Annotated in this window: 19 protein-coding genes; 14 read left to right on the forward strand and 5 right to left on the reverse strand. The window is 61.9% G+C overall.

The window, feature by feature from the left end:
* Positions 1–131: 131 nt before the first annotated feature.
* From ACWNZ3_RS21260 to ACWNZ3_RS21270, 3 genes are read right to left on the reverse strand one after another with little or no spacing between them, the layout of a single operon-like run.
* Complete coding sequence (locus tag ACWNZ3_RS21260; protein WP_496902539.1) at positions 132–2,582, reverse strand: ImcF-related family protein; 2,451 nt, start codon at positions 2,580–2,582, stop codon at positions 132–134.
* Between the two features lie 3 nt (positions 2,583–2,585).
* The gene (locus ACWNZ3_RS21265) at positions 2,586–3,458 is read right to left on the reverse strand and encodes a M15 family metallopeptidase (RefSeq protein ID WP_269362998.1); all 873 of its coding nucleotides are present in this window, start codon (positions 3,456–3,458) and stop codon (positions 2,586–2,588) included.
* A gap of 3 nt (positions 3,459–3,461) precedes the next feature.
* Complete coding sequence (locus tag ACWNZ3_RS21270; RefSeq protein WP_496902540.1) at positions 3,462–4,334, reverse strand: PP2C family protein-serine/threonine phosphatase; 873 nt, start codon at positions 4,332–4,334, stop codon at positions 3,462–3,464.
* Positions 4,335–4,363: 29 nt separating this feature from the next.
* On the opposite strand from ACWNZ3_RS21270, the gene ACWNZ3_RS21275 reads away from it, so the two are divergent.
* Complete coding sequence (locus tag ACWNZ3_RS21275; RefSeq protein WP_496902541.1) at positions 4,364–5,137, forward strand: OmpA family protein; 774 nt, start codon at positions 4,364–4,366, stop codon at positions 5,135–5,137.
* A 240-nt stretch (positions 5,138–5,377) separates the two neighbouring features.
* Here the strand turns inward: ACWNZ3_RS21275 and gcvA are convergent, their stop codons facing one another.
* A complete protein-coding gene (gcvA, locus tag ACWNZ3_RS21280) occupies positions 5,378–6,409 on the reverse strand; it encodes a transcriptional regulator GcvA (RefSeq protein ID WP_496902542.1) in 1,032 nt (343 codons plus the stop codon).
* A 676-nt stretch (positions 6,410–7,085) separates the two neighbouring features.
* On the opposite strand from gcvA, the gene ACWNZ3_RS21285 reads away from it, so the two are divergent.
* The 8 genes from ACWNZ3_RS21285 to ACWNZ3_RS21320 all read left to right on the forward strand — a co-directional run bounded on the left by ACWNZ3_RS21285 (position 7,086) and on the right by ACWNZ3_RS21320 (position 13,608).
* Positions 7,086–7,568, forward strand: coding sequence for an MSMEG_0572/Sll0783 family nitrogen starvation response protein (locus ACWNZ3_RS21285; protein ID WP_496902543.1), 483 nt, complete (start codon positions 7,086–7,088; stop codon positions 7,566–7,568).
* A gap of 63 nt (positions 7,569–7,631) precedes the next feature.
* Positions 7,632–8,627 (forward strand): Nit6803 family nitrilase, encoded by a 996-nt coding sequence (locus ACWNZ3_RS21290; protein WP_496902544.1) that lies wholly within the window; start codon positions 7,632–7,634, stop codon positions 8,625–8,627.
* Positions 8,620–9,723 (forward strand): MSMEG_0568 family radical SAM protein, encoded by a 1,104-nt coding sequence (locus tag ACWNZ3_RS21295; RefSeq protein WP_496902545.1) that lies wholly within the window; start codon positions 8,620–8,622, stop codon positions 9,721–9,723. Before ACWNZ3_RS21290 ends, ACWNZ3_RS21295 begins: the two co-directional genes overlap by 8 nt.
* Positions 9,720–10,262 (forward strand): MSMEG_0567/Sll0786 family nitrogen starvation N-acetyltransferase, encoded by a 543-nt coding sequence (locus ACWNZ3_RS21300; RefSeq protein WP_269363008.1) that lies wholly within the window; start codon positions 9,720–9,722, stop codon positions 10,260–10,262. Before ACWNZ3_RS21295 ends, ACWNZ3_RS21300 begins: the two co-directional genes overlap by 4 nt.
* Positions 10,259–11,233 carry a sll0787 family AIR synthase-like protein gene (locus tag ACWNZ3_RS21305; RefSeq protein ID WP_496902546.1) on the forward strand — a complete coding sequence of 325 codons (975 nt, stop codon included), beginning with the start codon at positions 10,259–10,261 and terminating at the stop codon, positions 11,231–11,233. Before ACWNZ3_RS21300 ends, ACWNZ3_RS21305 begins: the two co-directional genes overlap by 4 nt.
* Complete coding sequence (locus ACWNZ3_RS21310; RefSeq protein WP_496902547.1) at positions 11,226–11,510, forward strand: MSMEG_0570 family nitrogen starvation response protein; 285 nt, start codon at positions 11,226–11,228, stop codon at positions 11,508–11,510. The genes ACWNZ3_RS21305 and ACWNZ3_RS21310 overlap by 8 nt, the downstream gene beginning before the upstream one ends.
* Before the next feature lie 14 nt (positions 11,511–11,524).
* Positions 11,525–12,805 (forward strand): MSMEG_0569 family flavin-dependent oxidoreductase, encoded by a 1,281-nt coding sequence (locus ACWNZ3_RS21315; RefSeq protein ID WP_496902548.1) that lies wholly within the window; start codon positions 11,525–11,527, stop codon positions 12,803–12,805.
* Entirely contained in the window at positions 12,805–13,608 is an 804-nt protein-coding gene (locus ACWNZ3_RS21320) for a Pnap_2097 family protein (RefSeq protein ID WP_496902549.1), read from the forward strand. The genes ACWNZ3_RS21315 and ACWNZ3_RS21320 overlap by 1 nt, the downstream gene beginning before the upstream one ends.
* A 15-nt stretch (positions 13,609–13,623) precedes the next feature.
* Here ACWNZ3_RS21320 and ACWNZ3_RS21325 read toward each other — a convergent pair whose 3' ends face one another.
* A complete protein-coding gene (locus ACWNZ3_RS21325; protein WP_496902550.1) occupies positions 13,624–15,312 on the reverse strand; it encodes a glycoside hydrolase family 3 protein in 1,689 nt (562 codons plus the stop codon).
* Between the two features lie 250 nt (positions 15,313–15,562).
* On the opposite strand from ACWNZ3_RS21325, the gene ACWNZ3_RS21330 reads away from it, so the two are divergent.
* From ACWNZ3_RS21330 to ACWNZ3_RS21350, 5 genes are all read left to right on the forward strand, one after another.
* On the forward strand, positions 15,563–16,732 hold the full coding sequence (locus ACWNZ3_RS21330; protein WP_496902551.1) for a CaiB/BaiF CoA transferase family protein: 1,170 nt from the start codon (positions 15,563–15,565) through the stop codon (positions 16,730–16,732).
* 260 nt (positions 16,733–16,992) lie between these two features.
* Positions 16,993–18,225 (forward strand): ABC transporter substrate-binding protein, encoded by a 1,233-nt coding sequence (locus ACWNZ3_RS21335; RefSeq protein ID WP_496902552.1) that lies wholly within the window; start codon positions 16,993–16,995, stop codon positions 18,223–18,225.
* 74 nt (positions 18,226–18,299) lie between these two features.
* The gene (locus ACWNZ3_RS21340) at positions 18,300–19,193 is read left to right on the forward strand and encodes a carbohydrate ABC transporter permease (protein WP_496902553.1); all 894 of its coding nucleotides are present in this window, start codon (positions 18,300–18,302) and stop codon (positions 19,191–19,193) included.
* Positions 19,186–20,103: a carbohydrate ABC transporter permease gene (locus tag ACWNZ3_RS21345; protein ID WP_496902554.1), complete on the forward strand. Its 918-nt coding sequence runs from the start codon at positions 19,186–19,188 to the stop codon at positions 20,101–20,103. Before ACWNZ3_RS21340 ends, ACWNZ3_RS21345 begins: the two co-directional genes overlap by 8 nt.
* A 4-nt stretch (positions 20,104–20,107) precedes the next feature.
* On the forward strand, positions 20,108–21,193 hold the full coding sequence (locus tag ACWNZ3_RS21350; RefSeq protein ID WP_496902555.1) for an ABC transporter ATP-binding protein: 1,086 nt from the start codon (positions 20,108–20,110) through the stop codon (positions 21,191–21,193).
* Positions 21,194–21,406: the final 213 nt, after the last annotated feature.

A 21,406-nucleotide genomic window follows, 5' to 3' on the forward strand; every position in this document is an offset into this window, starting at 1 on the left:
GAAATGAAAAGGAACCTGGCCAGTATACAGCATTTTGCACCTTGTCCGAAATAGCAAGTATCCAGGGACTTGCGCGCCTGCCTGACCGGCGGTGCCATGGCGCAGGTTGAAAGGCAAAGGGCGGGAAATGTTCAAAGCGCCGGCGGGCAGGTGAAATCGTTCAGCAAGCGGCGGGCGGATATCAGATTCACCGGTTCCGTGAACGACATGTTCAGGAAGACGCGGCCCGAGGTAGTGCGCAGATCCAGCAACACCCGCGCGCCGTCGTCGCGCAGCCGCAATCGTACCCCGTCGACCAAGCGTAGCAAGCCCCATGGTCCCGGTTGCTGTATCCGCGCCGCATCGGCAGATTCGCGAAAACTGACCTCGACACCGGCCTGCGGCGCAGGGCCTGGCCAACTTAGCGTCGCAGTTTCGCCGCGGGCACGCACCGGGGCGGCCTCTCCGCCGATGGCAAACAGGGTCTGCCCGCGTTCTGCCAGCGCGCTCAGTGTGAAATCCTGCCGCATTTCTCCCGCCTCGTTGAACAGCCCCCGGGAGATCGCCGCGGCCCGTTCGAGAAACACCGCACTTTCAAGGTTCAGCCCTGCAAACCGAGCTTCCGGCTTCCAGCGCCAGGGGCTTTCGCCGGTTTCCAGAAACGGCCGCGCCGCGCTTTGAAGGAATGTCGTGATCGCGCCCTGTGGACCGAACAGCGCCGTGACGTCCGCCAGCGCTGCATCTGCCCCGGGGCCGAACGGATATCGGCCCATCACACCGTCGCGGCACAGCGGAAATACCTCGCGCTGCCAGACCCGCGTCAGCGGATCGTCACCGCTGTCTGCCTCGGGCAGGCTGGACTGGGCCAGCACATCCTCGGCAATCTGCACCACGATCCGGGGAGCCGCACCCAGCGCCGCGATCGACCGCGCCCGGTCCTGCACCGACATCAACCGTTCAGTGCCGCGCTTGCGGTTCACGTCGATTGCTCCAAGCGCCACGTTCAGCGTCGAAAACAGCCGCGCAATCTCGGCCATGCGTCCCTGATCAAGATACTGGATCGTCGGACCGAACACCGTCGCCAGCCGCAACTGCTGGGCGTGGCTGCGCGTGCGATCCTCGCCGCCGACCTGCACCCAGACCTCGCGCAGCAACCTGCTGATCGGGTCATTGTTCTGGGCCAGCGCGCCGGACACCAGCATTGCCGTCTCGCGCTGCGCGAAAGGACGCACGCGCAGGTCGGCCAGCCATGCCTGCCAGACAGCAACGGTTTCGTTCAACAGCCGATCGGCCAGCAGGTCGGGCGACCGATTTTCCGTTGGCAGGGTCTTTCCGGTGATGACAGGTGCCATTGCACGGGCCTTCTGTACGGCCCCGCCGATCCCGAAATTGCGTGCATGATCCCATCCCTTTGCAGTGAACAGACCAGGCAGGGGGGCGGTTACCTCCACCCCGGATCGCCGCACGAAAACCACTGCCATGCCGGGCACCGCCACATCCGGATACCACGACGCCAGCGCGGCTGTTTCCGGGGCGCGCTTCAGTTCCAGCCAGGCCCGTGCAGGCTCCGTCGGTTCCGCGGCAAAGGCGCGCGCCTGATCCATCACCACCTGATCCTGCGGCACCAGATTATCGGTCGGACCCTGCAATGCAGCCACATGACGCGCCAGCCCGTCCAGACCCAGCGCGCCGCCGTGATCGGTCAGCCACCCGGCAATCCAGGCCGGATGCCAGGTGTCGTCCCCCGAAAGCACCGCCCAGGCCCGTAAGGCATCGTAAAGGTTCAATCCGTCACCTTCGGTTGCGAGCACCGTTTCGATGGCGCCTGCGATGGCGGCCGGCACCTGCGCGTTCACGGCGGCATGATAGGTGCCGGTGGCGTGGGTTTCGCTGTCCAGTACCGGCAAACGCAGCGCCCGCTTCAGCGGCGCACGCGCCGCCGCGTCGGACACACGGTCTGCCGCGGCCTTCATCGCGTCAAGCCTGCGCACCAGTTCGGGGCCTTCCTGCGGCCGGTCCAGGCCGATTTCCAATGCCTCGACGTCAAAGGCCGTGCGCAGCGCTGCATGGAACCGATACTCCAGAAAGACCGCGTATCCGGCCAAACCAAGGGCCAGCAAGGTGACGAAAACGGCCACTTTCCAGCCCCAGCCACCGGATGCGAGGGCGCGGTGACCGTGGCGGCGGACCTCGGCACGGTCGATCATCCGACCCAGAAATGCAGCAAGGTCGGCGTATTCCGCACCGTTTTTCAATGCGGTTTCCCGAAAATCCCTGATCCGCGCCATCGTCATGTCGTGGCCTTCGAACAGCTGCCGGGTTGCCAGCACGGACCAGCCCCCCAACGGCAGCCCTCTGGTCGACCGCGCCTGCCCATCCATCAGAACGGCCAGTGCCAATCGCGCCGGTTTGATGGCATGGGCGGGTATACCCGCGCCGGTCAGAGCCCTTTCGAAAGTTTTCAACTCACGCGCTGCCTCATCGACGATCACGCGCACATCGTGCCGGGCATGGCGGTCAAACATGCCGATCCAGTCCAGTACGGGCTGCGCCGCTTGGTCGAATGCGTTTTCAGTCGGGGAGGATGCCGGGCCACGCGCCATCGGTCAGAGCTTGCCTTCCGCTTGCCAGCGGCTCAGCGTTTCGACACCCACTTCAAAATGCATCGAATCTTCGCGGTTGTAGGTCGCCCCCCAGTACCAGCCTTCCTCGTTGAACAATTCCGCCAGCAGGATCAGCCCGAACTGCGTGCCTCCGTCCCCGAATCCGTCCAGCCGCCCTTCGAGCTTGACGTCAATGGCCGTGCCCCAGGAATGGTTCGACACGGAGCTGCGCGACCCCCGGATCAGCCGCGCGCACATCGCACCCGCGGTCCCGAGGGCATCATGGATCTCGGGCTCGGATGCTTTCAGCTTGGCCAGAATGCGTTCCAGCGAATCCAGTGCGGGCCTGATCATCGTCACGCGAAGCGGCCCGACCTGGCGGGTTTCCAGCAAAGACTTGAGTTTGGGCTGGGTGACGGACTGGCAATCCGTGGAATAACTGCTGCGCGGGTGCCCCAGCAATTCCAGCATCACGCGGTTGCGTGGCTGGGTGATCCCTTTGTTGAACGCGGATTTGTCCAGGGTGCCAACTTCGGTCATCTGCTCGATGCCGGGGTGGTCATCCGCCTCGTCTTCGCCGGTGATTTCGGGCGCGGTCACGACCATCAACTGGCTGTCCGCCACAGGCGCGCGCGATACCGCCATCGCCTGTTCTTCCGCCAGACGCGCCAGCTCGGTCTGTGCGTCCGACAGCTCTGACCGCAGGCTTTGCACTTCACTGTCCAGTTCCGCGATCCGCGCCTCGTTGCGCGACAGGCGGATTTCGCTGGTCGCATCGGCGGTTTTCAGCACCGCCCCCACCACCGCAAAGGCAATTGCAGCCATGACAAGCCCGATGGCGACGATGATGGGTCCGACCAGCATACCCTCGCGCATGGCCTATGGCCCCCCGGCAAAGACGGCGACGACCGATACGTTGTCGGGTGCACCCTTTTCCAGTGCTGCCGTGACCAGCGATGTGCACAGCGTCTGCGGTCCGGTCGCATGGCGCATGTGGCTGGTGATGTCCTGATCGCTCAGGCATGTCGTCAGCCCGTCACTGCAAAGCAGCAGCCGGTCCCCCTGCACCAGCGGCACCGAGATATTGTCGATTTCCAGATCCCGCTCATAGCCGACCGCGCGGGTCACCACATGGCTTTCGGGATGGTGGTAGCCCTCTGCCGGGTCCAGCAGGCCGCGGTCCACCATGTCCTGCACGACCGTGTGATCATGGGTCAGCAGCCGCAACGCCTCGCCTCGCAACAGATAGGCACGGCAGTCGCCAACCCAGGCCACCGTGCCCACGGAGTTCTGTATCATCAGCGCGACCGCAGTTGCCCCCATGCTGCCAGCGCCGCGCGCCGCCGCCCGGCAGATGCTGTCGTTCGCCTCGCGCAGGCTGGCCTGCAAGGCGGCCCCCGGCAGCGCCTGCTCGGGCACCCGGGACAATGTCTCAATCACGATGTCGGATGCGACATCGCCATTGCCATAGCCACCCATCCCGTCGGCCACAGCCCAAAGGGTGCCGCCCGGATCGGTAAGGATCGCGTCCTCGTTGCGTTCCCGCACCAGACCGGCATGGGTCATCCCCGCGCCCGAAAAAGTGGGGGGCAGGGGCATGATCCGGGGAACCCGCGTGATCGGGGCAGTCACGTCAACCTCGAAGACGCGGCGCGGCCACAGACGAAAAGCTCGATGGCGAATATCATATGTCGCCTCTGTAAGAATGTCTGAATTGAATTCAGGCTCAGGATAGCCTACCATTGCGGGCATACAAAATCTTTTTTCCCTTGAGGCCTGCCATGTCATTTTCCATCGCAAGATTACTGATGCTCGCCCTGTTCACTGCTCTCTTCGCGTCACGTGCCGCCGCGCAGGAGGATCTGAGCGTTGAGGCACTGAAGAAATTGTTCGAACACCAGCGCGAAGTTTTCAGCGAGGCGCAGTCGAACGGTCTGGGCGCGACCCGTGGTCTGAAGCTGATCACTGTCGATGACGTCACCGCGGAAGCGACAACCACAGCCAGTGCGGAAGAAGCAACCACGGTCACAGCCGAAGAGGCAACCACGGTCGCAAACGAAGGGACAACAACGGTCGCAACCGAAAGCACGACACAAACGGATAGCACCACGACCAACACAACGACGGCTGAAACAAGCCCCAGCACCGATGACACCGTCGTGACGACCGCAGCAGTAAGCGATCCCAACAAGCCGCTTGTTTTTGGCCAGCTCGACCCCGAACTTCAGGTCAACCTGCGTATCAAGTTCGGCTTTGATTCCGCTGCGCTCTCAGCCGAGGAAACGCCGAAGCTCGCAAAGATGTGCACGGTTCTCAAGGAAAGCGACCTCAATCTGATCCGCATCGTCGGGCACACTGACACCTCCGGCAGCGACGCTTATAACGAACGTCTTTCAATCCTGCGCGCCAAGGAAGTGGCTCGCCACCTGATCGAGAACTGCGGCATTGACCCCAAGCGTCTGGAAACCGTCGGATTGGGAGAGCGCTTTCCTTTCAATGCTGCTGATCCCAAGGCAGAGGAAAACCGCCGCGTGGAGTTTCAGGCGCTTAGCTAACCTGCGGAACCGGCTGCCAGAGGGCCGCACAGGGTAGTGTCGCAAAGTTTTCGCCAGCCTGGGAAAGCTCTTCCGCTGGTCGCACTTATCCAGTGAGCGCCGCAAACTCTGCGAAGCCAGTTCTTCTGTCTGGTCAGAGTGACCTTTCCCGGGCATACGCGCGACTTCGGTCCCCGCAAGGGTTGCTGCTGCTGATATCAGCGATTTGAAGGTCTGTATCGGCCCCCTCCCGTACCTTGATCAAACTCCTGGATTGGAGGCGGCTTCGTCCGCGATCTGATCGCTGATAACATCGGCAGAGGGGGTATCATCGGGTGCGAAGTGGATGCGAATCCAATCCAGAAATTTCAGCAGCGGCGAAGAAGGCGGTTCGTCCTTTGGCCAGGTCAGATAATAACTCTCACCGGTCTGGCAGCTGTGGTCAAATGGGGTGACCAGCGTTCCGGCGTTCAACTGGGTCTGTACAAAATAGCGGTTCGCGATCGCGACGCCCAGATCCATGAGCGCCCCTTCGTAAGCGAGGGAGCTGTTCTCGAACAGCAGCCGGTTTTTGGGGGTGAGGGGCGCGCCAACTGAGGCGAGCCATGCCGGCCAGTCCTTGGGGCGCGCCATGGAATGAAGCAGTTTCACCTGAGAGAGATCCTCGATCCTGTTCAGCGGATGCGCCGCGAGAAAGCTGGGCGAGCAGACGGGGATCAGTTCCATATCCGCCAGTTTCTCGGCATGCAGACCGGGCCAGTTGCCGTCGCCCCCACGAATGGCTGCGTCGAGATTGTCGGTATCGAAATCCGCCGCTTCGGGCGAGGAGGAGAGACGCACTTCGATCCGCGGGTGGGCCGCGTGAAAATCGCCGAGCCTTGGCATCAGCCAACCGCGCGAAAAGGTCACGTATGATTGAATTGCGAGGATATTGCGTTGATCCCGGCGCGAGACATGTTTCGTCGTGTCCTCGATGTCCTGAAACGCCTTCGCTATGCCCTTGAACAACAGCACACCTTCGCGGGTCAGCTCAATTCCGCGATTGAGGCGGCGGAACAGGGTGACGCCCATATAGTCTTCCAACACGCGCACCTGCCGGCTGACGGCAACCTGACTGACGTTCAGCTCTTCGGCAGCAACCGTAAGGCTGTTGTGCCGTGCGGCGGCCTCAAAGGCCTTGAGCGGATTAAGCGGCGGGAGCGTCCTGTTCGGTGTGGGTGGCATTGCGGGATCCGATGTATGGCGCGAGAAACGAGTGCAGCACACTTGTGCTGAAATGCAGACAATAAGCATACATTTTCAGCGGTGGGAGAGTGTTCAAGAACTATGGCGGGGAAGCAGAGTGCGGTCAATGTCTGGCCCCAGCGTTCATCCCCGTGGCCGGAGCTTGCGTGTTTGGCTGGAGGTTCCAGCAGCAAAATTCGGCCGAAAAGAGAGCGAGAACGCCACAGTTTAAATGCAATGTCAGTAATGTATGTCATATTGATGCAGTCAAAAATGCGGGATCGGAGCCTGTCACGCGCCGACCCGATAAAAGACGGGTCCATGACGTCGAAGGTGGAAGCCACCAAGATGTCCCTCGGGATATGCGTACATCCCTCAACGGTATCTACACCGGAAATGCCCGTACTGCGGTGCCGGTACTCGTTGAATGTTTCCGCGACGACCCGCGCGTTATGACCTGCTCGCTGTTGGCTGTGTCGGTCGTCCTCCGCTGACATGGAATGATTCGTCAGGATTGAAGCGGATTGTATGGAAATCGCTGCGCCGTCGCGCCGCTTGTCGCGGCAGGGGGGTTCGCGGGATCAAAACTGCGCTGCAGAATGCAACAGGGCGCGGTGAAAATGCTCAAAAAATCACCAAATAGATGCATTATTGTATGTATAATTGATTCATAAATGACTGCAGTATTGCGAGGTATCGGGTATCGGGAACAGGGTAGCTGCATCCAAGGAACAGGAGATACAGGATGCCCGCAGTTACAAAAGAAGCCCATAAAGACGGCGATTTCTTTGTGGATTACGAAGAAAAGGTCTTTGAGGACGTCAAGGCCGATGAAGGTGAGAAGGCGCTTGTCACCTTCCATACAGTTGCCTTCGAAGGCTCCATCGGTCTGGTCAACATTCTGCAGGCGATCCGCCTGCAACGCAAAGGATTTGAGACTTCGATCCTGCTCTACGGCCCCGGCGTGACGCTGGGCATCCAGCGCGGTTTCCCGACGCTGGGCGATGAAGCCTTCCCCGGTCATCAGAACTTTGCCGCCAACCTCACGAAGTTCATGGGCGAGGGGGGCAAGATCTATTGCTGCCGCTTCGGCCTGCAGGCGCTTTACGGCCATGGCGAACCGGCGCTGCTGCCGGGCATCGTGCCGATTGCCCCGCAGGACGTGCTCGACTGCATCCTGCTGCACCGCAAGGACAACGCTTTCATCCTCGATACCTGGACGGTGTGATCCAGCCGGGCCGCGTCGCCTGTCGGCGCGGCCTCCGACAATGCGCAGCAGGGGAGCCAGATCATGAGAACCGACACCATTCGCGCCGCCGCCGTGCAGATCGCGCCGGACCTGACAGGCCGTGCGGGCACCATTGAGCGTGTTCTGAACGCGATTGCCGAAGCGGCCGAGAAGGGGGCGGACTTTATCGTCTTTCCCGAAACCTTCGTGCCCTATTATCCCTATTTCTCCTTCGTGTTGCCGCCGGTGCAGCAGGGTGCTGCGCATCTGGAACTGTACGATCAGGCGGTTGTCGTGCCCTCGCCCGAAACGCAGGCCGTGGCCGAAGCCGCACGCAAACGCGGCGTTGTTGTCGTGTTGGGGGTGAACGAACGCGATCACGGGTCGCTTTACAACACGCAACTTATTTTTGACGCCGACGGTACGCTGGCGCTGAAACGACGCAAGATCACGCCGACCTATCACGAGCGCATGGTCTGGGGTCAGGGTGATGGCGCCGGGCTGAAGGTGGTCGAGACCAAGGTGGGCCGGGTTGGCGCGCTGGCCTGTTGGGAGCATTACAACCCGCTGGCGCGCTATGCGCTGATGACCCAGCACGAGGAAATTCACGCAGCACATTTTCCTGGCAGTCTTGTAGGGCCGATCTTTGGCGAACAGATCGAGGTCACCATGCGCCATCATGCCTTGGAGGCGGGTTGTTTCGTGGTCAATGCCACCGGCTGGCTGACCGAGGAGCAGATCCAGTCATTGCACCCCGATCCGAAACTGCAAAAGGCGATGCGCGACGGCTGCATGACCTGCATCATCTCGCCTGAGGGTCGTCATCTGGCCGAGCCGCTGACCGAGGGCGAGGGCATTCTGATTGCCGATCTGGACATGAAGCTGATCACCAAGCGCAAGCGGATGATGGACAGTGTCGGCCATTACGCGCGCCCCGAACTGCTGCATCTGGTGCATGACACCCGCCCCGCCGAAACGCGCTTGGCCTTTGGTGCAGCACCCGCGCCGCAACCTCCCGTCTATTCGGACCTCGATGAAAAGGAGCCGAGCAATGTCTGACGCCGACCTGATTAACGATCTTCAATCCCACGGCATGCGGCTGGTCGATCCGCGCGCGGGTCACGAGGCGCGGCGCGGCGGGGCAGGGCCTTCGGACCACAAAGCTGTGACCATCGGGGACACCACCGTCATGGTGCCGGTACACACTGCGCCCGCCTTTGAATCGCCCTTCCTGGTGGAGCCGCCGGACGCCAAGGGTCAGTCCCGCGTCACCCGTGACGGTGCGGAAATTGCCAGGGTCCGCTTTCCCATGCGGCCGAAGTTCTATGACCTGAAAACCGCCGATGGCGTGCCCTACAGTCACATTGCCACGCTGCACTCGCGCGACGTGCTGGCCACAACCGTGCTGCAAACCTGCATCCGCTACGAAAGCCGCAAGAAGACCTGCCAGTTCTGCGCCATCGGCCAGAGCCTCGCCGCAGGCCGCACCATCGCGCACAAGACGCCCGCGCAACTGGCCGAGGTCGCCAAGGCGGCGGTGGAGCTGGACGGGATCAAACATATGGTGCTGACCACCGGCACCCCCAAGGGCAAGGATCGCGGCGCGGCGGTCATGGTGGAAAGCGCGCGGGCGATCAAGGCGGCTGTCGATCTGCCGCTCCAAGGCCAGTGCGAGCCGCCCGACGATGACATCTGGCATCAGCGCATGAAGGATGCGGGCATTGACGCGTTGGGCATGCATCTGGAAGCCGTCACGCAGGAAGTGCGCGAGCGTATCATGCCCGGCAAGGCCACCGTGCCGCTGGAAAAATACATGTCCAGTTTCGAGGCGGCGGTGAAGGTCTTTGGCCGCGCGCAGGTCTCCACCTATATCCTTGCCGGTCTCGGTGACAGCCGCGAAGCGATCCTTGAGATGGGGCAGAAGCTCTGTGACATGGGGGTTTACCCCTTTGTGGTGCCCTTCGTGCCGATCTCGGGCACGCCGCTGGAAAGCCACCCGGCGCCGAAGCCCGAATTCATGGCGTCGATCCTGCGCCCGCTGGGCGAGATGATCGTGCGGGCAGGCATTCGCTCCGAGGACATCAAGGCGGGCTGCGGCAAATGCGGTGCCTGCTCGGCGCTCTCAACCTATGAAAAGCTGAAGGTGCCGGCATGATCGAGCTTGAACACCGCCAGTTCCAGTGCCCCGGCTACTACATTCGCGCGGCCTCGAAACCCTTTGAGGCGCGCGGGGCCGAGGCGCTGCGCCGCCGGGTCTTTGTTGAGGAACAGCGGATTTTCCAGACCCATGACCGCGACGAGATTGACCTTGTCGCCACCCATCTTGTGGCGCTCTCGACCTATGCGCATGAAGCCGATCAGGTGGTGGGCACCGTGCGCATCCACGAGGAACGCCCCGGCCTGTGGTGGGGCTCGCGGCTGGCGGTGGATAGCGACTTCCGGCAGGTCGGGCGACTGGGGACCGAACTGATCCGGCTGGCGGTCTGCACCGCGAACGCGCGCGGCTGCGATGCCTTTCTGGCGCATGTGCAGATGCAGAACGTGCCATTGTTCCGCCGGTTGAAATGGACGGTTCTGGAGGAGGTCACGCTGCATGGGGTGCCCCATGCCAGGATGTCTGCCGATCTGTCCTTCTATCCGCCCTGCGAAGACCCGGCCGCGGGCTGGTTCATGAAGCCGGGTCGCCGGGCATGACTGACACGCTGGCAGATCTGGCCGAGGCCCTGCGCGCCCATCCCGCTATCCGCTCCAAGCTGGGCATTGCCCAGGCGACGGGCATGCTGGGGCTGACCGGCGATGCGGCTGGCGCACCGGGCGACGATGCCGCGATGATCGAAACGGCAGAGGGGTTTGATCTGCTGGCGGGCGAGGGGTTCATTCCGGGTTTTGTTCAGGCCGATCCGTGGTTTGCGGGCTGGTGCGGGGTGATGGTGAACCTCTCGGACATCGCTGCCATGGGCGGGCGGGCCACGGCGCTGATTGATCAGGTCTGGGCGCCAAATGCCGAGGCTGCCGCGCCCCTGATGAAGGGGCTGCGCGATGCTGCCGAGGTTTATGGCGTGCCACTGGTCGGCGGCCATACCAATTTTGCCGCCTCTGAACTGAACCTCGCTGTGTCGGTGCTGGGCAAGGCGCAAACCCCGGTGACCAGTTTTGATGCCCGCCCCGGCGATGTGCTGCTGGCGGCGATCGACCATCGGGGCCGTTACGTGAACTTCGACAATTTCTGCGCAGCACTCGACGCGCCGCATGATAGGCTGCGGGGCGATCTGGCGTTGTTGCCCGAGCTGGCCGAAAGGGGCCTGCTCAGGGCTGGCAAGGACATCAGCCAGGGCGGCATTGCCGGCACGGCGCTGATGCTGGCCGAGAGCTCTTCGGTGGGCATGGTGCTGGATCTGGATCGGATCGTACCGCCTGCCGATGTGCCGCTGCAACGCTGGCTGCACAGTTTCCCCAGTTTCGGTTTCCTGCTCTCGGTTGCGCCCGAGGTGGCCGCCGAGGTCTGCGTCACCTTCCGCAAGCGCGGCATCTGGGCGGACCCCATCGGCGGGGTCACGGAGGGCTCGCAACTCACCCTGCAACGGGGCGGCGAGACCTCGCTGTTCTGGGATCATGCCCAAACCCCCTATCTGTCGCTTTCCCGAAAGGAGCCCGCTTTTGCCTGAGATGCATTGGACCCTGCGCTGGCCCGATGGCAGCGAGGAGCGCTGCTATTCCCCCTCCAGCGTGATCACCGAGCTGTTCACACCGGGGCAAAGCTATCCCATGCCCGAATTCCTGCAACGCGCCCGCATCGCGATGGAACGTGCCTCGAACCGGGTGAGACGCAAATACGGCTTCGCCTGCACCTCGGCGATGGCGCAACTCGACAGGATCGAGCAGCGGGTCGCCGATTTTGAGGGCCAGACAGACGCGCAAGTCACCTGCCTGTCGATCACATGAGAAGGACCGAGAACATGAAAGATACGCCTATTCCGCATATCCCCGTCGCCATCGTGGGCGGTGGTCAGGCCGGATTGTCGGTGGCCTGTCAGCTGAAGACGAAAGGCATCGAAAGCGTTGTCTTTGAACGCCACGAGAAATTCCATTCCTGGCGCGTCAACCGGTGGGACAGCTTCTGCCTGGTCACGCCGAACTGGCAGTGCCGCCTTCCCGGCTTTCACTACGACAAGGAGTTCGGTGGCAAGGATCCCGACGGTTTCATGCTGCGCGCCGAGATCACCGATTATCTCGATGCCTTTGTGGCGACCTTCGAGCCGAACATCTATGAGCATGTCAACGTCACACGCATCGCCCATCATCCGCAGGGCGGCTATGTGGTGGAGACCAGCGTCGGCACCTGGACCTGCGATCAGGTGGTGATCGCCACGGGCGGCTACGACAAACCGATCGAGCCCGCCTATGCCGAGGCGCTGGACCCGACCATCGTGCAGATGCATTCGGTCGATTACCGCAACCCGTCGCAATTGCCCGACGGCGACGTTCTGATTGTCGGCACCGGTCAATCCGGCGTGCAGATCATGGAGGATTTCGTGCGTGCGGGCAGGGGGGTGCATCTGGCCGTCGGCCCCGCGCCGCGCAGTCCGCGCAAGTACCGGGGCCGCGATGCCATCGACTGGCTGCACGATGCCGGTCACTACAAGATCACCATCGACACCCATCCCGACCCGGTCAAGGCGCTGACCCAGACCAATCACTACATGTCGGGCCGCGATGGTGGTAAGGAAATCGACCTGCGCAGATGGCATGTCGACCATGGGGTGGAGCTTTATGGGTCGCTGGCGAATATGGCGGGTCACAAGCTGGAATTCCTGCCGGATCTGACCAAGAACCTCGACGATGCCGACCGCAGCTATGTCGGCATCCGTGATCAGATCGACGGCTATATCGCCCGCAATGGCATCGACGCGCCTGAGGAGCCGCCCTTTGTCAAGGTCTGGGAGCCGTCGCGCGAGCGCACGGAACTGGATCTCAAGGAGACAGGGATCACTTCGGTGCTCTGGGCAATCGGGTTCCGCCCGGATTATGGCTGGATCGAGGTTGATGTCTTTGACGCGCGCGGCAAGCCGAAATTCAATCGCGGCGTCACGGATGTGCCGGGTTTCCACTTTATCGGGCTGGGGTGGCTGAACACCTGGGGCTCGGGTCGCTTCCTCGGGATCGAAGAGGACAGCGCCCATCTGGCTGAGCAGATCGCCCTGCAATTGCAAAGCGCTGGCACGCGGGCCGTCGCCTGATGGCGGTTGTCGCCTTTGCCACGCGGCGGGCCCCGGTCGAGGACACTGTCAGCCTGCCTCTGGGCATGGCGCAGCTGTCCCCGACGGGCCTGTCCGAGCAATGGCTCCTGCGCTTTTGCGGCGATCAGCATTGGGTGCTGATTGCCAAGGCCCTTGGCCAGCGCGAAGCGGTGTTTCAGGCGGTGGACGGGCGGCCCGTCTATGCCGCCTTCTGCGCGACGTCGCTGCGGTTCCACGCGCAGTCCCAGCCGCTGCTGGGGAAGGATGCGCAGATCCTGTCGAGCCTGTTTGCCGTGTCGGACACGCGCACGGGATCCACGCATCAGGTTATGGTCGCGGGCAAAATCATCGCCGAACTGTCGATGATATCGAGTTTTGTCAGCCATGACGCGACCCGGTCGAACACGCGGATTTTCCGCAATAGCGTCCTTGGCGACATGCACTTGCCGCCTGCCGGGGACGGGCTGATGAGGCTCGACCGACAGGCGCGCGAAACGGCGCGCAGATTTCGCAAGGTGGCCGCGATTGATGCGCCCGCGCTCTATTCCGAACGTCCGGTGCCGGCGCTGGATTTCAACGCCGTTGGCCTGCTTTATTTCCCGACCTTCTCGCGCATCGCGGAAACCGCGGCCTATGCGCGCCCGGCGCGCCCTGACCCGGTGTTGGGCCGCGATGTGGTCTATCTGGGCAATATCAACCAGGGTGACACGGTGCATGTCTCGGGTGATGGCGCGACCTCCGTGATGACGCGGGGCGATGGCAGTCTGATTGCCGCGGTACAGACACTGTCGGTATCGGTCTGAACGCAAAGAGGGCAGTTAGACCGGCACGCCAAAGGGCAGCGCCACCGGGCTCTGGCCCCGGAACGGAATAGCACCGGTCAGGGCATCGACGACCGCCTGCTGGACCGGCCGAACCGCGCTATAGGCGTTCACGAAGGCCGGGCAATCCGGCATGTGAAAGGTCAGGAAGGGCGTGCCAAGCGAGACATAGAGCGTCGGCAGATGCTGCCACATGCGCTGCATCGTCAATGGAAAGGCCCCGTGCAGCCGTTCCCATTGCGGCCCGAGATGTTCTTTGCCGGACAGCCCTTCTTCGGCAATCAGATAGAGGCCAATGTCCTGATCGGTGGTGTCGATGGGCTGGCCCGGGACAACGCGGGTGATCTCGAAGCCGAGCTGTACCAGCATGGCGGGGATTTCGAGATCGGGCAGGGGGGCAGAGGGGCTGCGACGGTCGCGCAACTCGGCCAGCAGGATGCGGCGGTGGCGTTTGGGCGACAGGGGCAGCAGGTTCTGGCTGTCCTTGACCAGCGTCACGCAGCCCTCGGCCACGTCTTTCGCCCAAGCGCGATGTTCATCACTGCCCAGCAGCGCGGCGCGGCGGCTTTCAGGCGGGACGGCGGGCCGGTCCAGATGCAGCCCCATGGAGGCCTTGAGTGCCAGGATGCGCAGCACCGCCTGGTCCAGACGGGTTTGCGACAACGCGCCGCTGTCCAGACCGTCACGCAGAAACTGCATATCCTCGTCGATGTCGCGCGGGAACAGCAGGATGTCACAGCCGCTTTCGATGCAGAGCGGGACAATATCCTTGCGCTCCCCGCAAGAGGTGAAGCCCGCCATACCGGTCGCGTCCGAGACGATGACGCCGTTATATCCCAGCTTCCCGCGCAGCAGTCCGCCAAGCAGGTTCGCATTGAGCGAGGCCGGGAGGGTGGCCCCGCTCAATGCCGCGTCACCACTGTCCCGCCGATAGGCGGGAAGGGTGACGTGACCAGCCATGACAAGGCGGACGTTCTTGGCGATCGCGGCGGCGTAGATCCTGCCGAAACTGGCGTGCCAATCGTCCATTGTCATGGTGTTGTGGGTGGTGACGTAGTGTTGATCGCGCTCGTCCAGCCCCTCGCCGGGGAAATGTTTGACGCAGGCCACAAGGCCGTTGTCCTGCATCCCGTCGAGATAGGCCGAGACCAGGGCCAGAGTTTGATCGACCTTGTCGGAAAAGCTGCGGGTGTTCACCGCGTTGGAGCGGAAATTCAGCGTCAGATCGGCGACCGGAGTCCAGCTGATGCCAAATCCGAGATAACCTGCCTCGCGCGCGGCGATTGCGCCCATCCGGCGCGCGTTTTCGGGATCACCGGTGGCCGCCACCGCCATCTGGTTCGGAAAGGCCGTGCCCGCCTTGACGCTGGCCTTTTCAGACATCTCGATATCGGCGGTCAGCAGCGGCGGCACGGCACAGGTCTGCATCAGCCGCCGGGCGGAGCGGCGCAGCTCTTCTTCGGTATAGCTTGGGAACCGATGCACCCCGCCAAGCCCCCGCGCGGCCAATGCGTCGATACTGTCATCGGACAGGTCGCGGCACATGGGCAGAATGACTTGCGCAATCTTCGCCTCTGTTCCAAGCGCGTTGAATTGCGTCTTGACCCAGTCCAGCCCCCTTGCATCGAGGTGAAAGGGCGCAGCGCAGAGCGTCGCGTCCGAAAGGGGAAGGTTGTTCGTGGTCATGGGATGTCGCGTTCTGGAGGAGAGTGTTCGTCCGCACCATCATAGCCGAACACGCGCGAGGGCGGGGAACGCATAGGTCAGAGCTGCCCCAACATTTTGGAAACCAAACGGCGTTGATTGCCGCCCGCTGGGCGCCTTCAATAAGCACTGAGACCAGATTGCACCGCTTTGATCCAGGCCGCCAAACGGTATCGCCAGGATCAGAAAAGGGATGGAGTTGACCCAGATGAAGGCGTTTCAAAATTATAGGGTGATCGATACCACGCATGTGCTGGCGGGGCCGTTTGCGGCGTTTCAACTGGCCACGCTTGGTGCAGATGTCATCAAGGTGGAGGATCCGAATGACCCCGACCAGGCCCGCTCGCAAGGACCGGACCGCGCGATGAATGGTGTCGGAATGGGCACGGCCTTTCTGGGGCAGGCGGGCAACAAATCCTCCGTTGCGATTGATCTGAAGACGCCCGAGGGCAGGGAGGCGATGCTGCGCCTGATCGACACGGCGGATGTGTTTATCGAAAACTACCGGCCCGGTGCCTTCGAGGCGCTGGGGCTTGGCTATGAGGATCTCAGGGCGCGAAATCCGGGGTTGGTCTATTGCTCGCTTTCGGCCTTTGGCGCGACCGGGCCGCGCAGCGAACTGCGCGGTTATGACAATATCATCCAGGCGTTTTCCGGATATATGGCGATGACCGGAGATGATCCGGAGAAACCGTTCAAATGCGGTGCGCCGATCATGGATTATGCCGCCGGAACCACCACGGCCTATGCCATCACGGCGGCCCTGTTGCAGCGGGCGCGCAACGGCGGCATCGGAAATTTCGTCGATGTGTCGATGCTGGATGTGGCGATGATGTTCGCCACCTCTCATGTGGCCTCGTATTTCTGGAACGGCAAGGTGCCGGCGCCGAAAGGCAACACCTATGCGTTTGCGACCATCGGCATGTATCACGCCAGCGACGCGCCGATGATGGTCTCGGCCTCGAACCTCAAACAGCAGGCCAGGCTTTGGCGCCTGCTCGGGCGCGAGGACATGGTCAAGCAGGACAACAACCAGCGGCTCGATGCGCATGATGCAGAGAGCGCCGTTTTGCAAACCGCCTTCTTGGGAAACACGGCGGCCTATTGGGAAGATCGGCTTCAGGAACACGGTATCCCCTGCGCCCGCATCCGGGATCTGGGCGAAGCGTTGAGCGATGCGCAGACTCTGGCGCGGCCGGTGCTGCACAGGTTCGGCGGGGCCGATGGAACGCCTGAGGGGATGACCACCACGCTGGCCGGTTTTCGGATGCTTGAGCATGGCCCCTCACTGGAGCGCGCACCGCAAAAGCTGGGGGCACAGACGGATATGATCCTGTCCGAAATTGGCTACAGCAGCGACGAGATTGCGCATCTGCGCACCGGTGGGGTGATTGCCGGTTGATACGTGGTCGGCAAGCAATTGCCAGAACCCGGAAAGCGCCGCTGGCTGTGTCTGGCGGTTGCGAAAATCTCTTTTTATTTCAGGCGCTAATACAAATTGTTTTGGCGCGACAAATCTCCGGTCTGTTGACTGGATCACCGCTGGAACGGACATTTGAACACATAAAAGACCCGGCAAACTAACCTGCCGGACGCCACAGATTTCGCGCTTCTGCAATGCCGCAGCACCGTGGAATCACCACAGACCACAGGGTGAGAACTATGACAAAATTCAAGACATACGCATTGGGAATGCTGACGGCTGCCGCCGCGCAGCCGGCCTTGGCCACCGATCTGGAGGTTACCCATTGGTGGACCTCCGGGGCAGAGGCGGCCGCAATTGGCGTCATCGCCGATGGTTTCCAGAAGAGCGGCAACACCTGGGTTGATGGCGCCATCGCCGGTGCGGGCGGGGTTGCCCGGCCGCTGATCACCAGCCGGATCACCGGCGGCGATCCGATGGGGGCCACGCAGTTCACCCACGGCCAGGCCATGCGCGAGCTGATCGAAGCGGGCTTCATGCGCGACGTCACCGAAGTAGCCGAGGCGCAGGGCTGGAAAGATCAGATCTTCCCACAGTCGTTGCTGGACAGCTGCACTTTCGAAGGCAAACTCTATTGCGTGCCCTCCAACATCCACTCGCAACAATGGCTGTGGCTGAACAACGCCGTGTTTACCGACAGTGGCCTGACCGTGCCGCAGAACTGGGACGAGTTCGTCGCCGCTGCGCCGACACTGCGTGAAAAGGGCATCATCCCCTTGGCGCAGGGGCAGCAGCCCTGGCAGCAACAACTGATGTTCAGCGTGCTGATGGTCTCCATCGGAGGACCCGAGCTGTTCGAAAAGGTCTATGGCGAGCTTGATGCGGAGTATGCTGCTGGTCCGGATGTCGCTAAGGTGTTCACGGCTGCGGCAGAGGCGCGCGACCTGATGACAGGGTCCAACGTACAGGCCTGGAACGAGGCGGCGCGTCTGGTGATTGACGGCCGCGCCGCCGGTCAGATCATGGGCGACTGGATCCAGGGTGAGTTTACCCAATCGGGGATGAAGGCGGGCGAGGATTTCTCCTGCCTGCCCGGGCTGGGCGTGCATGAATACATCACCGCCGCGGGCGACGCCTTTTATTTCCCGAAAGTCGATGACCCTGAGATCATCGCCGCGCAAGACATACTGGCGGGCGTGATCGTCTCCCCGGAAACGCAGGTAGACTTTACCATGGCGAAAGGCGCGCTGCCGGTGCGCCGGGACGTGGAACTGCGGGATCCGACCCCCTGCATCGAAAAGGGCATGGAGATCCTGAAGGCCGGCCACATCGTGGAGAGCATCAACACGATGGTATCGCCGGATACCGTGGGCCGGGTGACCGATCTGATGGTCGAATTCTTTGCCGACCCCGGCTTTACCCCCGAGGCCGCGCAGGCCGAGTTCGCCGAGATCATCGCCACGGCTGACTGACAGCTTGCGGCGCGGATCATCTGAGAACGATCCGCGCCGCCTTTGCCACACCCTATCAAATCGGAGGATTCCCAATGTCGCAGAGCGGCAAACCGACAGGGCTGTTCAAGAACCTGAGCGCAAAGATCGCCGCCATTCCCATGGTGCTTACCGCACTTGTGGTTTTTGTCGGATGCTCTGTCTGGACAATCGTCTATTCCTTTTCGAACTCCCGTCTCCTGCCCAGCACCAAATGGGTTGGCCTTGATCAATATGAACGTCTTTGGGGCACCCGACGGTGGCTCATTTCAATCGAGAATCTCGCGATTTACGGCATCCTGATGCTGATCCTCGCGCTGGTGCTCGGGTTTCTTCTGGCCGCGCTGATCGACCAGAAAATCCGGTTCGAGGATGGGTTTCGCACCATTTTCCTCTACCCTTACGCGCTCAGCTTCATCGTGACGGGCCTGGTCTGGCAGTGGCTTTTGAACCCGGAATTCGGGATTCAGAACGCGGTACGCAGCCTTGGGTTTGAAAGTTTTACCTTCGATCCACTCTATAACACGAACACGGTGCTTTACGGCGTGCTGATCGCCGGTCTGTGGCACACCAGCGGCCTCGTGATGTGCCTGATGCTGGCGGGTCTGCGCGGCATTGATGAGGACGTGTGGAAGGCCACCAAGATTGACGGCATCCCGGCGTGGAAAACCTATCTGCTGGTGGTGATCCCGATGATGCGTCCGGTCTTCATCACCACTTTGGTGCTGATCACCTCTGCCATCATCAAGCTCTATGATCTGGTCATCGCGCAAACCGGCGGCGGTCCTGGCCTCGCGTCCGAGGTCCCGGCCAAGTTCGTATTCGACATGATGTTTGTTTCGCAAAACCTTGCCCAGGGCTTTGCCGCGTCCAGCATGATGCTGGTGGCCGTGATCGTTGTCATCATTCCCTGGGCTTACCTTGAATTCGGAGGCAAGAAACATGGCTGATGTTACCAACAACATGCAGCGTTCAAGTCCGGCGCATGCATCCGGCCCCAAGCCCCGCCGGATCTTTTCCCGAAACAACATCGTGATCTACGGCATTCTGGTGGTTCTGGCGGTTTATTACCTCCTTCCATTCTACGTGATGCTGATGACATCGCTGAAAGGGCTGCCGGAAATCCGCATGGGCAGCATCTTTGCCCCGCCGATGGAAGTCACGTTTGAGCCCTGGCACAAGGCGTGGTCGACGGTCTGTACCGGGCTCAACTGCGACGGCCTGTCGCGCGGCTTCTGGAACTCGATCAAGATCACGGTGCCCTCCGTCTTCTTCTCGATCGCGGTGGCCTCGGTCAATGGCTACGCGCTGTCGATGTGGCGGTTCAAAGGGGCCAATGTGTTCTTCACCATCCTGATCATCGGCGCCTTCATTCCCTATCAGGTGATGATCTATCCGATCGTGATCCTGCTGCGCGAAATCGGGCTTTATGGCGATCTGGGCGGGCTGGTGCTGGTGCATACGATCTTTGGCATGCCGATCCTGACACTGCTGTTCCGCAATTATTTCTCTTCGGTGCCCGAAGAATTGTTCAAGGCCGCCCGCGTCGATGGCGCCCGGTTCTGGACGATCTACTTCAAGATCATGCTGCCGATGGCGGTGCCGATCTTCGTGGTGGCGGTGATCTTGCAGACCACGGCGATCTGGAACGACTTCCTGTTCGGGGTCATCTTCACCCGGCCCGACAACTATCCGATGACGGTTCAGCTCAACAACATCGTCAATTCGGTCACGGGGGTGAAGGAATACAACGTCAACATGGCGGCAACGCTGCTCTCCGGCGTGGTCCCGCTCACCATCTACTTTCTCTCTGGCAAGCTCTTTGTGCGCGGCATCGCAGCCGGCGCCGTGAAAGGATAACGTCATGCAGCCAAGTGTTTCTATCCAGAACCTCAAGCTCGATTTCGGCCCTGTGTCGGTCCTGCGCGATCTGAACCTCGATATCGGGCAGGGCGAGTTTCTCGTGCTGCTGGGCAGTTCGGGCTGCGGCAAGTCCACCCTGCTCAATTGCATCGCCGGATTGCTGGAGCCGACCGAAGGGTCGATCCACATCAATGGCCACAACGTCACTTGGGCGGAGCCCTCGGATCGCGGCATCGGCATGGTGTTCCAATCCTACGCGCTTTATCCCCAGATGACGGTCGAGGGGAACCTGACCTTCGGTCTGAAAAACGCGAAAATGCCCAAGGAGGAGATCAAGCGTCGGGTGGCGCGTGCCGCCGAAGTGCTCCAGATCGAACCGCTGCTCAAGCGCAAGCCGGCCGCGCTATCCGGTGGCCAGCGTCAGCGGGTTGCCATCGGCCGGGCCCTCGTGCGCGACGTCGATGTCTTCCTCTTCGACGAGCCCTTGTCGAACCTCGATGCCAAGCTGCGCGCCGATCTGCGGGTGGAAATCAAGCGTCTGCACCAGACCCTTGAAAACACCATGATCTACGTGACGCATGATCAGGTCGAGGCGATGACCCTGGCCGACCGCATCGCGATCATGAAGGGCGGCGTTGTCATGCAGCTCGATACCCCGAGCGTCATCTACAACAAGCCGGCCAATAAATACGTCGCGGATTTCATCGGCTCGCCGTCGATGAACTTCTTTGACACCAGGCTGGAAGATCCGCAGCCACCCAAGGTGACAATTGCGGGCAATGACGTGTCCTTGTCGGGGTATGAGTTCACCCGCCCCGGCCTCAGCGGTGATGTGTGGTTCGGCATCCGCCCCGAGCATATCTTGACGGGTGAGGCGGCGGATATCGCGCCGGTCCAATTCGAGGTGCGCGCCGAACTGGTCGAGCCGATGGGAGCCGAAACGCTGGTATGGTCCTCGCTTGACGGCACGCCGCTGCGCTTCCGTGTCGATGGGCAGGTGCCGGTGGCGGATGGTGATCTGATCCGCATCGGTTTTGATCCGGCGCGGGCGTCGATCTTTGACAAGGTTGAAGAACTGCGGGTGTGACCGATTGAACAGCGACCGGCGCCTGAATCCGGCGCCGGTCTTTTTATGTGTTTCGAACGCGCACGCCAAGAAACACCTCGGCCTACGTGTCAAAAGCCTCGGCGCATTCCACATTGACCGAATGGCCTCCGGGAAGGTCGGCGATGGCGATCTCGGGATGTGACCGCTCAGGCGCTTTTGGCATCGGGCTTTGGCCACGGCCGGGCAGATCGA

The organism is Sulfitobacter sp. IGS-18, assembly GCF_059628195.1.